The organism is Lujinxingia vulgaris, from assembly GCF_007997005.1.
In the GTDB taxonomy this organism is placed as follows: domain Bacteria; phylum Myxococcota_A; class Bradymonadia; order Bradymonadales; family Bradymonadaceae; genus Lujinxingia.
This window is the reverse complement of the sequence record NZ_VOSL01000043.1, coordinates 189,066-203,485: the sequence shown is the minus strand read 5'-3', so window position 1 is coordinate 203,485 and position 14,420 is coordinate 189,066. Positions and strand designations below refer to the sequence as shown.

Sequence of the window (14,420 nt, the reverse complement as noted above, 5' to 3'; positions counted from 1 at the left end):
CTGCGCCGCGGCGACCTGCGCCGGCTGCGCGGCCTGGGCGACCGGCGGCTGCGCGGCGGCCTCGGGAGGGGCTTCTTTCTTAAGCTCTTCGGGCGGCTCCCATTGCCCGCTCTCTTTGAGCTCTTCGATGCGCAGCGCTTCGATCTTCTGGGTGCGGCGCTTCTCAACTTCTTCCAGGCGGCTCTTCTCGGCGGAGAGTCGAGCTTCGGCCTCGGCGCGCCGGCGAGCGTCCTCTTCTTCCTTACGGCGGCGCTCTTCCTCTTCGCGCGCGGCCATCTCGGCGGCGATGCGTTGCTGCTCGAGCTCGGCCTCGGTGGCCGTCTCATCCAGAATTCCTGCGAGCAGATCGCCGGCGTCGTCGTCGCTGGCCCACTTTTGATTCGCCACGGTCTTTCTCCTCAAACTCTCGGCTTAGAGCCGATCCACGTGAAGCTCAACAGGCGCCTCATCTCCAGCGCAAGCCCCCTGAGTATAGTGGCGGCAGCCGGGGGCGACAACCGCGCATCCACCCGGCGCTACAACCTGCAACCTGCCCGCCTCAGCGCTCAGCTGCGCATGTTGACTCGAAAGCGAAAGGGCCAGCGCCCGGCGAGGGTAAAGACCTCATCGTTGCGCAGCACATGCCGGGAGATCTCGCGCTCATCGACGTGGGTGCCAGTCGCGCTGAGAAGATCGATGAGCAGGACCTCACCGATCTCCAGCGGCAGGATCATCACGTGCTCCGGGGCGACCGCGTCATCGGGAATCACCACGTCGCAGCGCCCCGGGTGCCGGCCGATCTTCAGCCCGGCGCGGCGCAGGAGGATCCGCCCGGGCACAAGCCTGCCGGAGAGGTCTTCGAGGTAACCGAAGGCGCGGGGCTCGGGAAGCGGCGAGGGCTCGGTGGGCTCAAAGCAGCGCGGGTCACCGCCGCGTGAGCGGCTGGCCGCGGCAGGGCTTGCGTCTTCGGCTCGCTCGCGCTGGATGGCCACGCGGCAGCGGCTCAAGGCGGCCTCCATCTCGCCGGCCGAGTAATAGCGCTCGTCGGGCTCTTTGAAGAGCGAGCGCATCACCACCTCGACCAGGCATTCGGGAAGATCGTCGCGCAGCGTGCGCGGATCGGCGGGCTGCTCCTGCTCAATTCGCTTCATCAGCGGGTAGCCCTCATCGCCATCGAAGGGCACCTCGCCGGTGATCATCTCATAGAGAGTGACGCCCAGGCTGTAGAGGTCGGCGCGGTGGTCGACGGTGCGCGGGCTGGTGAGCTGCTCGGGAGCCATATAAACCATCGTGCCCACCAGGTCGCGGCTCTCGGTCACGCGCGCGTTCTTGCTGCCCACCTCGGCGCGTGCCACTCCGAAGTCGGCGATTTTTACGCGACCCTCGGGGGTGACCATGATGTTTTCGCTCTTGATGTCGCGGTGGACCACCCCGTGGTGATGGGCGTAGGCCAGGGCGTCCAGGGCCTGAATGGCGATGTCGATCGCCACCAGGGGATCGACGACCTCAACCTCCTCATCGAGGATGTCGGCGATGGCGCGACCGGGCACAAACTCCAGCACCATCGCCGGGCGGCCTTTGACCACCAGCGGCTCATAGCACGTCACGATGCCCGGATGCTGGCGGCCCAGCATGTTCTGGATGCGGGCCTCCTGGTGCATGCGGTAGACGAGCACCTCATCGCGCGCGCTCTCTTCGCTGAGCACCTTGATGGCCACAGGCATCCCCGTGGGGCGGTAGACCCCGCGGTAGACCGTCGCCATGCCCCCGCGCGCCAGCACGCGGCCGATTCTGTAGTTGCCGATGATCACGGCTTCATTCCCTTAAAAAAGGTCACCGAGCAGCTCGCCTGAGCCGCAGCAGTAGTATGCACATCGCACGCGATCTTGGCGATGCTCATTGTGCGGCGCGCCGCATCGATTAATCGCACACCCGCACATGGTATGTGCCATCGCACCCTCCACGGCATCGGCGCTCACGCGATGGTGTTAAAGTAGCGCGGGAGGTTTTCTTGACAGCTTGCGTCATCCAGCTTATTCCCGAGAAGTAGGCGTTTTTGCAGCAGGTGCTGTGAAGACGAGATCGCAGAGTCGAAAAAGAAACGAAAGAAGAGGTCGCACATGTTCCGTCTTGTTGCCCTGATGTTCATCGCTATGTTCGCTTTCACCGCCTGTGAAGAGCCCGCTCCGGCCGAAGAAGCTGCCCCGGCTGAAGAAGCTGCCGAAGCCGTCGAAGAGACCGCTGAGGAAGCCGAAGAGGCCACCGAAGAGGCCGTTGAAGAGACCGAAGAAGCGGCGGAAGAAGTTGCCGAAGGCGCCGAAGAGGCCGCCGAAGGCGCTGAAGAAGCTGTGGAAGAAGCCGCCGAGTAAGGTGGTCGCGCGCCGAATACCTGTTGAGGTATTCGGCGCGCTTCCAGAAAAAAGCCGACCGGGTTCTCCGGTCGGCTTTTTTGTCTCTGAACTCAGCGGGGCTCTCACTCCCCGGGGGCGTTCGTCGTGTGAGCCTCGTCGCGCCGTTTCTTGAAGCGCCACTCGCGAAGCCCCAGGACGCCCAGCGTCAGCAAAGTGAGCGGGCCGACAAAACCAAAGATCGCCGCCTTAAAGTCCGCGGCGTAGGCCTGGTCGGTGGCGTTAAAGACCACGTAGAGCACAAAGGCCACGTAGTAGGCCATGAATACGACTCCCTCCCAGCGGTCGACGCGCCGCGCGGTGAAGACGATCGGCAGGCAGGCCACCGCCACGGCGACCATCACCGGCAGGTCGAAGGCCAGGGAGGCAGCCGCCACGCTTAAACCCTGAGGGCTGACCACGCCGGCCGCACCAAGCACCGCGAGCAGGTTAAAGATGTTGGATCCGATGACGTTGCCCACCGCCAGGTCGCGCTGGCCGCGCAGCCCGGCGAGCACCGAGGTGGCGACCTCCGGCAATGAGGTGCCGGCGGCGACAAGCGTGAGGCCCACGACGAGCTCGCTGACTCCCAGGCCCAGCGCGATGGTCTTCGCGCCGTCGACCAGCCAGCCCGCGCCCAGCACCAGAAGTGCCACGCCGGCGGGGATCATCACCACCTGCAGAAGACGCTGCTTCCCGGTGTCGGTTTCGGCCGGAGGTGCTGAAGAGGTGCCATCTTCGGCGATGGTCGCTTCGGAGGCGGCGTGCTCGGCGGCCGCGTCGACGAGCGCGGCGTCGAGAGGTTCAGGATTGGCGCGGGCTTCCAGCAAAAGCGCGACGATGTAGGCCACCAGACCGCCGCAGAGCGCGATGGCCTCCACGCGAACGAGGACGCCGTCGCGGGCCATCCACCACACCAGCGCGGAGGCGGCGATCATCACCGGCACGTCGCGGCGCACAATGGAGTTATGCACGACCAGCGGCGTGATCATCGCCGAGAGCCCCAGGATGAAGAGCACGTTAAAGATGTTGGAGCCGATGACGTTGCCGAGCGCCAGATCGCCCGTGCCGCCGAGCGCGGCGCCCACACTCACCGCGATCTCCGGTGCGCTGGTGCCCAGCGCGACCACGGTCAGCCCTACCACCAGTGGCGAGATGCCCATCGCCAGCGCCAGGCCCGAGGCGCCGCGAACCAGCACCTCGGCGCCGAGCATTAGCACCACAAACCCCACAAGAACGAGCCCGAGGGCGATCAGCATCGCATTCACCTTGAAGACACAACGAGGAAGTTGGCGCGGCGGTTGCGTTTTGCCGCCGCGCTGAGGCATTTTGGCCGCGCCCCCCGGGCGGCGCGATGACATCGCGCTCCGAGAGGGCCCCGGCTCAGCTCACCGAATTTCCCACGATAAAGAACTTATGACCGATACGACGCAGGAAGGCGCGCCCTCGCAGGCGCTCAGCTTTGAACTTAAATGCACTGACGGGCGCGCTCGCCGGGGCAAAGTCACCGTGACCCACGGGAGCTTCGAGACCCCGGCCTTTATGCCGGTGGGGACCCGTGGGACGGTCAAGGGTATGACCCCCCGCGATCTTCGCGAGACGGGCGCGGAGATCTGTCTGGGCAACACCTACCACCTCAACATCGCGCCGGGCGGCAAGATCGTCAAGAAGCTCGGGGGTCTGCACGGCATGATGGGCTGGGACGCGCCGATCCTGACCGACTCGGGCGGCTTTCAGGTCTTCTCCCTCCCCAAGCTCGAGATCGAGGAAGAGGGCGTGACCTTCGCCTTCAAAAAGGGCGGCAAGGCCATTCAGCTCACGCCTGAGCGCAGCATGCAGATTCAGGAGGCGCTCGGCGCCGACATCATCATGGCCTTTGACCATGTGGTCGCGCACCCGGCGCCCTACCATCTGGCGGAGGAGGCAGTGTACCGCACCTCGCGCTGGCTTGAGCGCTGCCGTAAGGCCCATACTCGCACCGACCAGGCGCTCTTCGGGATTGTGCAGGGCTCGACCTTCCCCAACCTTCGCCGTCTTTCGGTGGAGCTTATCTGCTCTCAGGACCTGCCCGGCTACGCCATCGGCGGGCTCTCGGTGGGGGAGGGCCACCAGCTGATGATGGACACCATCGATCAGACCGAGCCCTTTATGCCGGCTGAGAAGCCGCGCTACCTGATGGGTGTGGGTTACCCCGAAGATCTGGTGGAGGCGGTGGCCCGCGGCGTCGATATGTTTGACTGCGTGCTTCCCAGCCGCCTGGCCCGGTCCGGGATCATCTTCACGCGCCACGGTCGCTACCGGGTGACCAAGGGGCGCTATAAGGCCGATAAGTTCCCGCTGGATACCAACTGCAACTGCTACGCCTGCCGCAACTTCAGCCGCGCGTACGTCAACCACCTGATCAACTCCAAAGAGATCCTGGGCTCGGTGCTGGCCACGCTGCACAACATCACCTTCTATCAGGACCTGATGCGCGCGATGCGCCAGGCCATTGAAGAGGGGCGTTTCGAGAGCTTCCGGCGAGCTTTCCTGGACGAGTACCTCTCAGACGATCGCAAAGAAGAGCTCGACCTTGAGGAGGTGCTCGGCGTGAGCGAAAACGAGGGCGACGATCTTCCCTGGAAGACCACGCACTCGGTGGTGCCGCCCACGGCCGTTGAAGAGAACCGCCGGCGCTCTCGCCGCGACGCCGAGGTCAGCGCGCCGGAGGAGCGGATGAAGGAGCATAAACGCGCCTCAAAAGGCGGCGCTCGCAAAGGCTCGAAGGGCAACGCAAAGGGGCAGGGCAAGGCACGTCGAGCCTCTTCGGGGCGCTCGCAGAAGCCGTCGAAGTCCTCAACGTCCGGAAAGCCCGGCGCGTCGAAGTCGGGTGGAAAGAGCGGCGGGCCGTCGTCGAAGTCGTCGAAGTCGTCGAAGTTTTCAAAGTCCTCAAAGTCCGGGTCGGGGAAGCCAAAATGATGGCGGATTGAGATAGCAGCAGGGGCCGCGCAGCAGGAATGCGCGGCCTTTGCACATCGGGCTCGCCAGCGTGGACGCTGGCGCGAGGGTGTCGTTATTCACCGCGCCGTGGTCGGACGAGGGCCGGGGGCGAGTTGGGGAGTACGAGAAGAACAAAGGGCGGTGGCTTTGAGTGAGCACATCACAGGTACGCAGGAGAGGTTTGGGGCACCCGGTGCGTGGCGTCGGCGCGTGATAAGGTTGATGGCGTCGGTTCTGCTCACGGGCTGTGTTGTGTTTGCGACGCCGGCGCTGGCGCAGGACGTGCCGCCCGCCGGGCTCACGGCGGACTACGCGCGCTGGCGCGTGGAGGTGGCGGCTGAGCCCGCCCGGGTACTCGCTGAGGTGCAGCAGGCGAAAGACTTCGGGCCGGTGGAGGAGCTTCGCCAGCATCTTCTGGCAGAGGCCGCCATCGCCGCGGGACGACTCGATGTGGCGGTCGACGCGCTGGCCTGGCTTTTTGAAGGGGCGCAGGACGGCACCGATCGTTTTGCGGCCGGCATCGAACGCGCCGAGCTGCTGGTGCTGCTGGGGCGGGCGGATGAGGCTCGAGCGCAGCTCGACGACTTAGGCAGAGCGGAGCCCGAAGGGCGACGCGCGGATTCGCGGCATCTGGCTGCGCGCCGTGCCCGGCTGCGCCATGATCTGGCCCTGGCCGCAGGCCAGGGCGCTGCGGCAAGCTCCTATGCCCGGGCGCTTTTGACGCGCTATCCGGCCGAAGACGCCACGCGCCGCCCGGGCTTGAGCGTAAGCGTCAACGAGCTCGATGACGCCGCCACAGTGCGCCGCGGGTTGGCTCTCTATGAGGCCTGGGCCTACGAGGAGGCCCGCGCCACGCTTGAACCTTTTGCCGATCACGAGGAGCACGCCGCCACGGTGCGCTGGCACCTGGCCGACATCGCCCTTAACCGCCTGCGCGACGACCCGGTGCTGGCCGAGGAACTCTACGGCGAGCTTGCCGCCGGCCGCACACGCTTCGCTGAAGCCGCGCATTATCAGTACGCCCGCGCCCAGATGCGCCAGGAGCGCTACGACGACGCCCTCGATACCCTGGAAGCCTACCAGGCGCGTTACCCGCGCGGCACCTGGTCGGAGGCGGTGGACTACTACCGGGGCTGGCTCCCTTACGATCATCGTGAGAACGAGCGCGCCATACAAGGCTTTGAGCAGTACATCGACAAGCGCGGCTACCGCACCGCGCGCTCCTCGCTCGTCATCGGGTTCTGGGCCTGGGCGCATATCCGCCAGCAGCAGTGGCAGCAGGCCATCGACGTCTACGAGCGCCTGCACCGCTACGGCAACATGCTCGTGGAGGGCAAGGCCCTCTACTGGCAGGCCTACGCCCACCTGCAGCTCGACGAGCGCGAGCAGGCTATCGCTCGCCTCGATCGCCTGCGCCAGCGCTACCCGGTGACCTACTACGGGATGCTTGGCGAGCAGCTCCGCGCAACGATTGAGGGCAACGATCCCACCGCCTCGAAGGTGTGGTGGCCCGAAGGCGCGGGCCAGGCCGATGACCGCCCCAGGGTTGACGTCGATGGTCTTCCCCTCGCGCGCCTTAGCGCGGCGGATCGGGAGCGCTGGCAGAAGGTGCGCTGGTTTGTGGAGCTCGGCGAGCCGGAGCGGGCGCGGGAGGCCTTTTTGCCCATGCGCCGGCGCGTCTTCGCCGCGGTCCCCGCCGGCCAGCAGCGTGAGTGGATTCACGCGCTGGGCCAGTACGTGGGCGACTACCACACGATGTGGAATGAGGTGACCGGGGGCTCGATCTCGGCGATGCCCCGACTCCCCGACACCGCGGCTCTGGAGACGGTGATGGCCTACCCGCGCGCCTACCGTCAGGTGGTGGAGCGGGCCACCTCCGAGTTTGAGCTGCCGCCGGAGCTGATGTGGGGGATCATGCGCCAGGAGTCACGCTACCGCCCCGGTCAGATCTCGCACACCGACGCGGTGGGCGCCTTGCAGATGATCCCGGCCACCGCGCGCCGCATCGCCGACGAGCTGGAGGTCGACTACAACGTGCGAACCTTCCACCGACCGGAGGTCGGGTTTCGCTTCAGCGCGTATTATATGCGCCGGCTCCTCGACGTCTTTGATCAGCGTGTGGTGCTGATGGCCGGCGCCTACAACTCCGGTCCCGACGTCATCAAGCGCTGGGTGGAGAAGAACCCCGAGGGCGACTTTGCCGGCCTGATCGAAGAGTTCGAGTACAACGAAGGCCGCAACTACGCGCGCAAAGTTACCGAGCATATGCTGCGCTACCTCTATATTTATGAGGACGATCCCGAGCGTCGGGGCAGGTGGCTGGATCGGATGTTCCCGCTCGATCGCGCGATCGAACTCCCGGATGACGTGGGTTATTAATTCAGTAAATTCAACAGGTTGCAGGTCGCCTGTGAGGCTCATTTGGACGGGGTGGCAATGAACGAAGGATCGAAAAAGAGCGCGTTTGTGGCCGGGGCCACCGGCTACACCGGCCAGCAGGTCGTGCGCATTCTGGCGGAGCAGGGCGTCGACGTTGTGGCGCATGTGCGCCCCGACTCGTCGAGCCTGGAGCGCTGGCGCGAGACCTTTGAGGGGTGGGGCGCCCGGGTCGACACCACGGCCTGGGAGCAGGGGGCGATGACGGCCACGCTCAGTGAGCTGCGCCCCGATCTGGTCTATTGCCTCATTGGCACCACCCGCGCTCGCGACAAAGCGACCGACGAAGACGCCGGGTACGAGGCGATCGACTTTGGCCTGACCGATCTTCTGGTCGGGGCGTGCGCGGCGGGCTCGCCAGAGTCGCGTTTTGTGTATCTGTCGGCGATGGGCGTGAGCGCGTCGTCGGCGTCGGCCTACTACAAAGCGCGCTGGAAGGCCGAGGAGTCTGTGCGCGCGAGTGGGCTAAGCTACATCATCGCCCGGCCCGGACTTATCACCGGCCCGGACCGCGACGAGAGCCGCCCGATGGAGCGGGTCGCCGGGGTGGTCTCCGGGGCGATCTTCAAAGGGCTGAGCGCGGTGGGCGCCGACAAGCTCCACGACCGCTACGCGCCCACCGACGCGGTGGAGCTTGCCACCGCCCTTGTGCGCCGCGCGCTGGAAGCCACCGACGACCAGGCCGTGCTGGAGACCCCCCAGCTTCGCTGCGGCCGCCTCTGAGCCTGAATCTTGCTCCAGGAGGCGACCGTCGGTCTTTGACGTGTGTGCCGGCCCGACAGGATCAGTCGGCCTGCGCCATCTGCGGCTCGGCTTCACACATCGGGCGGCTGAGCTCCTGGCCGGTCTGCGGCTGCGGATGCTCCGCGAAGCCCGCCGGCACCGACTGGCACCACCAGCTTGAGCAGCTGCGTTGCACCTGAAAATGCAGATGCGTGCCGCACACCCAGCCCGAGTCGCCCACCCGTCCCACGACCTCTCCGGCCTTGACTTTGTCGCCGGGTTTGACGGTGACCGAGCCGGCTTCTAAGTGCAAAAGCAGCGCGTCGTAGCCGTTTTGAAGATCGATGACCACGTAGTTGGCGTCCCAGGCAAACTCCGGCCCGCAGCCGTGGCGGGTGGAGTCGTCGCGCACAAGCCTGACCTCACCATCGGCCGGGGCGCTCACCGGCGTCCCCACAGGAAGATCGAAATCAAAGGCCCAGGTGCCCAGCCCGGTGTGGCTTCCCACGTCGTGGGTCTGGGTGATCCGAAACGCCGCCGAACACTCCCAGGGGAGCTCCAGCTGCCCGAGCTCCGCCAGCGGTGGTGTGGCGTGGGTCTCGGGATGATGCGAGTGAGGCAGGGTGGCCTGGGCGCTGCGCGCGGCGATAAAGGGCACCACAAACGCGGCAAGCAGGGCGAAGAACACGCCCGGCAAGAGGTGGCGAATCATAAACGCTCTCGTTCAACGTCTCGAGAAGTGCGGGCGCTCCCCGAAGAATTCGGAGAGCGGCAGGACGTTGAAGTAACACTGTAAGTTTATGATTTTATTTAAATTTTTTAGATCGCGTGACGCTTGAGCAGGGCCGCCAGATCGCCTCCGACCTCGGCAAAATCCTCGGCGAAGCGGTCAGCCAGGCTGCGGCGGCTCTCCACGATCTCGACGAGCGGTTTAAGAAAGACCGCTTCGCTCTCGTGGCCATTTTCGGCGGCCAGGGCGTCGAGCCCGCGCGTGGCGATGGCCACAAGCTCGCGGGCCAGATCGAGCACCGGCCCGTAGGCGCTCTCAGCGTGAATGCCCCCGTCCATGGCCCGGGTGTAGAGCGCGCGGTGGTCGGCCTCATCAAAAGGCTCAAAGAGCGAGACGACGTCCTTGCGGCTGGGCTCGTGGTAGAGCAGCCCTTTCCAGAGCGCGGGCAGCGCCACGATGAAGTCGCGCGGGCCGCCGTCGGCGCTGCGCACCTCGATGTACTGCTTGAGGCGAACTTCAGGAAAGAGCGTGGAGGCATGCAACTCGAAGTCGCCGAGCAGCGGATCGTAGTCCGGGTGCTTGCCGTCGACGAAGTCGCGGAAGGAGTAGCCGGCCAGGTTGATATAACCCTCCTCGCGGCGCACAAAGAACATCGGGACGTCGAGCAGGTACTCCAGGTACTCGCTGTAGCCCCAGTCGTTGCGGTACATAAAGGCCGGCACGCCGCTGCGGTCGGGGTCGGTGCGCGTCCAGATGTGGTTTCGGAAAGACTGCTTGCCGGTGGGTTTGCCCAGGCGCACCGGGCTGTTGGCAAAGAGCGCCCCGACCACCGGGCTTGCGAGCACAGCGGTGCGGATGATGTCGGCGGCGTCGTCTTCGCTCACGTAGTCGAAGTTCGCCTGAATGGTGCAGGTGCCCTTCATCATCCAGTGCGCAAGATCGCCGCGGGTCGGCAGGTAGTCGCGCATGATCCCGTAGCGAGCCTTGGGCATCCAGGGGATCTGGTCGAGGTCGTAGGTGGGGTTGAGTCCCCAGCAGGCAAAGTCGAGGTGGTCGCCGCCGGCGGCTTTCACTTCCTTAAAGTGGGTGTCGATCTCGGCGGCGGTCTCAAAGACGGTCTTAAAGATCGCGCCGCTCAATTCAAACTGCCCGCCGGGCTCCAGGGTGATGGCTGCGCCGTCTCGCACCAGCGCCACCAGGTGGCCGCGGTCCAGCGCGGTGGCCTCCCAGCCGTGCTCTTGCACAAGACGCTGCAGAAGATCGCCGATGCCGCCCTCCTCCTCATACGAGGCCATCTTCTGGTCGGAGGTGCGCAGCACGAACTTCTCATGCTCGGTGCCCACGCCCCGGTGAGGGCGATCTTTTTCGCCGGCGCGGAAGAAGTCCAAAAGCTGCTCGCGATCGACGATGGGCGAAGTGTTGATGTTCTGGTCGCGGGACATGTACGGCTACTCGGGGAGGGGGATGGCGAGGGGCGTGGGAATGCGGGGCGGGCCAGAGCCCATAAAAAAGACCGCGAGCAGCGAGGCTCGCAGCGGCGCCACACTAGAAGAAGGGTGGCGAAAGGATCAACTGCGCACACACAAGCAACAAGCGCGGCCAAAACTTCCCCGAAACATCAACTTTCGCGAATCTCGGGCAGCTTGCTGGAGACTTGGCCGCTGTGCTTAGTATGAGTGCAGTCTATTGGAGTGACTTTTGGAGGATGCATGACCAGTCAAAACGCGATGTCCGGGCTACGAAACCTGCTGCTCCTGGGCACGCTTCTGGGGTTGAGCGCCGCCTGCGCGTCGACCCCGCAGGGGCCTGTGGCCTGGCCCGATACCCCCATTGAGACCTCGCCGGCCGCTGATCCCGATGATGAGGCGCGCTTTGAGCGCGGCGAAGACGGTCTTCTTTACGTGGTCGGCGGGGAGGCCCTGGAGGTCGGGCAGACGGTCTACGGGCGCTACGACGGCGTCTGGCCCCTGGAGGGCACCGCGCCTCCGGCGCTCTTTGTGGGGCAGGTCGTTGAGGCCGCCGGTGATGCGAGCTGGCGGGTGCATCCACTCTATATGTTCCCGCAGACCGACCTGATCGCGCTTAAGCCCTCGCTGGAGCTGGCCGATGGCGAGCCGGAGTCGATGGGCAAGGGCGTCGGCGATCTGACCTCGATCGACTACAGCGGCCCGACCCATCTGGGCATCAACCTGGGCGGCATTGAAGGTGTGCAGCAGGGCGATATGTACCTGGTGCTGCGCGATCCTGACGCCGAAGGCGTCGGCGCCGGTCAGCTTAGTCGGCGGCTGCTCGGGGTGTGCATGATCGTGGAGGTGGAGGCCGAGACGAGCACCTGCCGGCTTCGCGTGGGGCATCACGACTACGGCTGGGCCGGCACGATCAAAGAGGGCGATCAGGTGCTCTTTGCCGAGCCGACCTTCGGCAAAGCTCCGGCCGAAGCTGTGATCTACGTCAGCCCGGTGGAGGGGCGAGACGAGCTCAACGCGAAGATCACCGCGCACCTTCAGAGCTACATCGATCGCATGCCCGGAGCCCGCGTGCGCGTTGAACCTTTTGATGCTTCGGTCGACGCCACCGACGCGAATTTTCATCGCTGGGGCTCGCTGGCCAGCTCCAACGATCTCCCGGCGATGCTGGTCGGCGTCTCGGTGGTCGAGCGTGAGGGCGAGGAGCATCTGGTGCTCAATTACACCGGGCTGAGCCCGGCGCTCGGAAGCGGGATGGTCGCCGCGCCGCCCGAGGGCGGTGTGGACATGGGGCCGGTTGACGATCTTGGCAACGAAGCATTTGGCCAGGTCGGCGCCACGGTGCTCGGCGCGCTGATGGTCTATCGAGGCCAAAACGCCGAGGCGCTGATGCACCTGCACGACGCCCTTCGCTCGCCCTACCTTGAAGGCCCCTGGCGCTGGCATGTGCGCGACCAGTACGCGATGCGCTGGGGGGCGATGAGCCACTTTGACGAAGCCATCTGGCTGGTCTTGCAGGATGAGGCGATCGCCCGCGCCGACACCAACGAGCGCGCCCGTCTCAACGCCCTGGGCACCCGCGTGCGGCTGCTCGATTTTGTGGAGCAACCCGAGGCGGCCCTGGCCGCGTCCGAGGCCTACCTGCAGGCACGCCAGGATGAGCGCCCTGCCACAAGCTACCTCTCCGCGTTGAGCATGCATGCCGAGATGTTGGCCGGTGTCGGCAACTTCGGGCGGGTGCGCGAGATCGTGGATGAGCTCGTCGAGCTCTGCCCCGACGCCTGCGACGGCGACGCCATCGGGCTTCTTGCCGGCATCTACTGGGCGTCGATGGATGACCCCGACCTCACCGCCCACATCGTCGATGAGATGCTCACCCTGAGCACCCACACCGAAGACGACGCGATGGCCAGCGTGCGCATGTTCCAGGGGTGGACGGCCATGGGCGAGCGGGAGATGGAGCAGGCGTTGATCGCGTTTCTGGAGGCGGAGCGACTTTTTGAGGAGGAGGGGTCGACCTACGGTCAGGCCCGCGCCAACCTCTACATCGCCATCGTGCAGATGGGGCGAGACGAGCCTCAGGACGCCTTTGAGCGCGGCATGGCGGCGCTGGAGACGATGACGCGCCTGGGCGACTACGGCTCCACCGTGCAGATCTACGAGTATTTGAGCGGCCTCTACGCCGACATCGATCCTTCGCAACCCCCGCAGCCCTATCTGGGCGGGGCGGTGCAGGTGCTCCAGGGCAACCTCCAGGCCAAACTTGCCACGGGCAGCTTCGGCGACGCCTCGGAGGCGGCCTTCGGCCTGGCGAACTTTCTCTTCCGCGTCGGGCAGGTCGAAGATGCCGAGAACCTCTTTAAACGCGCGGTGACCCTGGGGTTGCGCTCCACGCGTTTTGATATCTGCGCGCTCTCCCATCTCTTTTTAGGACTTGCAGCCCGCGCTCAGGGCGATATGGAGGGGTTCCAGGACGAGGTGCTCCGCGCCCGCCTGATGAGTGAGCTCGCCGAAGACCCGATGATCGACGAGCTGATCAACAACCTGATCTCTCCGTCCGAAGGTGGCGGCGACGACGTACCCACGCAGATGCTATGAGCGATATCACGCCTTATGTGTTGAAGATGCGCCCGCTTTTGATCGAGAAGATCTGGGGTGGGAGGAAGTTGGCGTCCCTCTTTGGAAAAGATCTTCCCGACGTCGGATCGTTTGGTGAGAGCTGGGAGGTCGCCGATCTGCCCGAGGGCCAGTCGCGGGTCGATTCCGGCCTGCTGGCTGGCCGTACGCTCCAGGAGGTGGTGGCGCTCTGGGGGCGCGATCTGGTAGGCACCGCCGCGCCGGATGCCGGGCGTTTTCCGCTCCTTGTGAAGGTGCTCGACGCTGCGGCCGATCTGAGCGTTCAGGTGCATCCGGGCCACGCCGACCTGGCCGATCTTCCCGGGGCGAACTCCAAAGACGAGTGCTGGATGATCCTCGACGCCGAGCCCGGTGCTTCCATTGTGCACGGGCTCAGCGAGGAGGTCGCGCCCGAGGCGTTTGCCGAGGCGGCCCGCCAGGGGACGCTTAAGCCGATGCTGCATCACGCGCCGGTGCGCCCCGGGCAGGTCGTGCGGGTGAGCCCGGGCACGGTGCACGCCATCGGTGCCGGGGTGGCTCTGCTGGAGGTGCAGGAGCCCTCGGACACCACCTACCGGGTCTACGACTACAATCGCCCCGGCCTCGACGGTAAGCTTCGCGCGCTGCATCTGGACGAGGCCATGAAGGTCAGCCGGCTTCGCCCCTCCGAGGAGGTGGCCGTGGCGCCGGTGGCGCTTGGCGAGGGCGTGGCTCTGCGCGTGGACGCGCCGGGCTACCGCCTGGAGACGTTGCGCCTGGCTGGCGAGCAGCGCGTGCGCTGGGAGGTCGACCGCAGCACGGCGCAGGTCATTTACTGCGTAAGCGGCCGGGCGTTGCTCGACGATGGGGCGGGCGGCACGCTCGCATTGGTGGCTGGCGAGACGGCCGTGGTGCCCGCGGCATTGAGGCAGGTCCGTGCCCGCACCAGCGACGCCGAGCTTGCGGTGGCAGGCCTGGGCGGCGCGCTGCTCATCCGCGAACTCAACGTGGTGGAGGTTGGCGAGGAGGTCGCGCCGGCCTGATCGTTTCGATCAGGTTTTTCGACGAGGCTTTGTAACGATGAAAGTTCGACCTGATGATCGATCGAACTTAGCCTGAGCAAAG

The 14,420-nt window shown here is 65.8% G+C and carries 10 protein-coding genes and 1 pseudogene; 6 read left to right on the top strand and 5 right to left on the bottom strand.

Annotated elements, in window-relative coordinates:
* Positions 1-387: pseudogene (locus FRC96_RS09330) on the bottom strand (hypothetical protein); the annotation flags it as partial.
* 158 nt (positions 388-545) lie between these two features.
* Complete coding sequence (locus FRC96_RS09325; protein ID WP_146974219.1) at positions 546-1,790, bottom strand: serine/threonine protein kinase; 1,245 nt, start codon at positions 1,788-1,790, stop codon at positions 546-548.
* Between the two features lie 309 nt (positions 1,791-2,099).
* On the opposite strand from FRC96_RS09325, the gene FRC96_RS09320 reads away from it, so the two are divergent.
* Positions 2,100-2,348: a hypothetical protein gene (locus FRC96_RS09320; RefSeq protein WP_230470066.1), complete on the top strand. Its 249-nt coding sequence runs from the start codon at positions 2,100-2,102 to the stop codon at positions 2,346-2,348.
* Between the two features lie 104 nt (positions 2,349-2,452).
* Here FRC96_RS09320 and FRC96_RS09315 read toward each other — a convergent pair whose 3' ends face one another.
* A complete protein-coding gene (locus tag FRC96_RS09315) occupies positions 2,453-3,625 on the bottom strand; it encodes a calcium/sodium antiporter (protein WP_146974217.1) in 1,173 nt (390 codons plus the stop codon).
* Between the two features lie 157 nt (positions 3,626-3,782).
* On the opposite strand from FRC96_RS09315, the gene tgt reads away from it, so the two are divergent.
* From tgt to FRC96_RS09300, 3 genes are all read left to right on the top strand, one after another.
* Positions 3,783-5,324, top strand: a complete 1,542-nt coding sequence (tgt, locus tag FRC96_RS09310; RefSeq protein ID WP_146974216.1) for a tRNA guanosine(34) transglycosylase Tgt — start codon at positions 3,783-3,785, stop codon at positions 5,322-5,324.
* A 243-nt stretch (positions 5,325-5,567) separates the two neighbouring features.
* Positions 5,568-7,724: a transglycosylase SLT domain-containing protein gene (locus tag FRC96_RS09305; protein ID WP_146974215.1), complete on the top strand. Its 2,157-nt coding sequence runs from the start codon at positions 5,568-5,570 to the stop codon at positions 7,722-7,724.
* Positions 7,725-7,781: 57 nt separating this feature from the next.
* Positions 7,782-8,504, top strand: coding sequence for an NAD(P)H-binding protein (locus tag FRC96_RS09300; protein ID WP_146974214.1), 723 nt, complete (start codon positions 7,782-7,784; stop codon positions 8,502-8,504).
* Between the two features lie 61 nt (positions 8,505-8,565).
* Here FRC96_RS09300 and FRC96_RS09295 read toward each other — a convergent pair whose 3' ends face one another.
* Both FRC96_RS09295 and FRC96_RS09290 read right to left on the bottom strand, forming a co-directional pair.
* Positions 8,566-9,216, bottom strand: a complete 651-nt coding sequence (locus FRC96_RS09295; protein ID WP_146974213.1) for a M23 family metallopeptidase — start codon at positions 9,214-9,216, stop codon at positions 8,566-8,568.
* A 107-nt stretch (positions 9,217-9,323) separates the two neighbouring features.
* Positions 9,324-10,676 carry a glutamate--cysteine ligase gene (locus FRC96_RS09290; RefSeq protein ID WP_146974212.1) on the bottom strand — a complete coding sequence of 451 codons (1,353 nt, stop codon included), beginning with the start codon at positions 10,674-10,676 and terminating at the stop codon, positions 9,324-9,326.
* 267 nt (positions 10,677-10,943) lie between these two features.
* Between FRC96_RS09290 and FRC96_RS09285 the strand changes: the two genes are divergently transcribed.
* Positions 10,944-13,298: a hypothetical protein gene (locus FRC96_RS09285; RefSeq protein ID WP_146974211.1), complete on the top strand. Its 2,355-nt coding sequence runs from the start codon at positions 10,944-10,946 to the stop codon at positions 13,296-13,298.
* Positions 13,295-14,338 carry a type I phosphomannose isomerase catalytic subunit gene (locus tag FRC96_RS09280; protein ID WP_146974210.1) on the top strand — a complete coding sequence of 348 codons (1,044 nt, stop codon included), beginning with the start codon at positions 13,295-13,297 and terminating at the stop codon, positions 14,336-14,338. The genes FRC96_RS09285 and FRC96_RS09280 overlap by 4 nt, the downstream gene beginning before the upstream one ends.
* Positions 14,339-14,420: the final 82 nt, after the last annotated feature.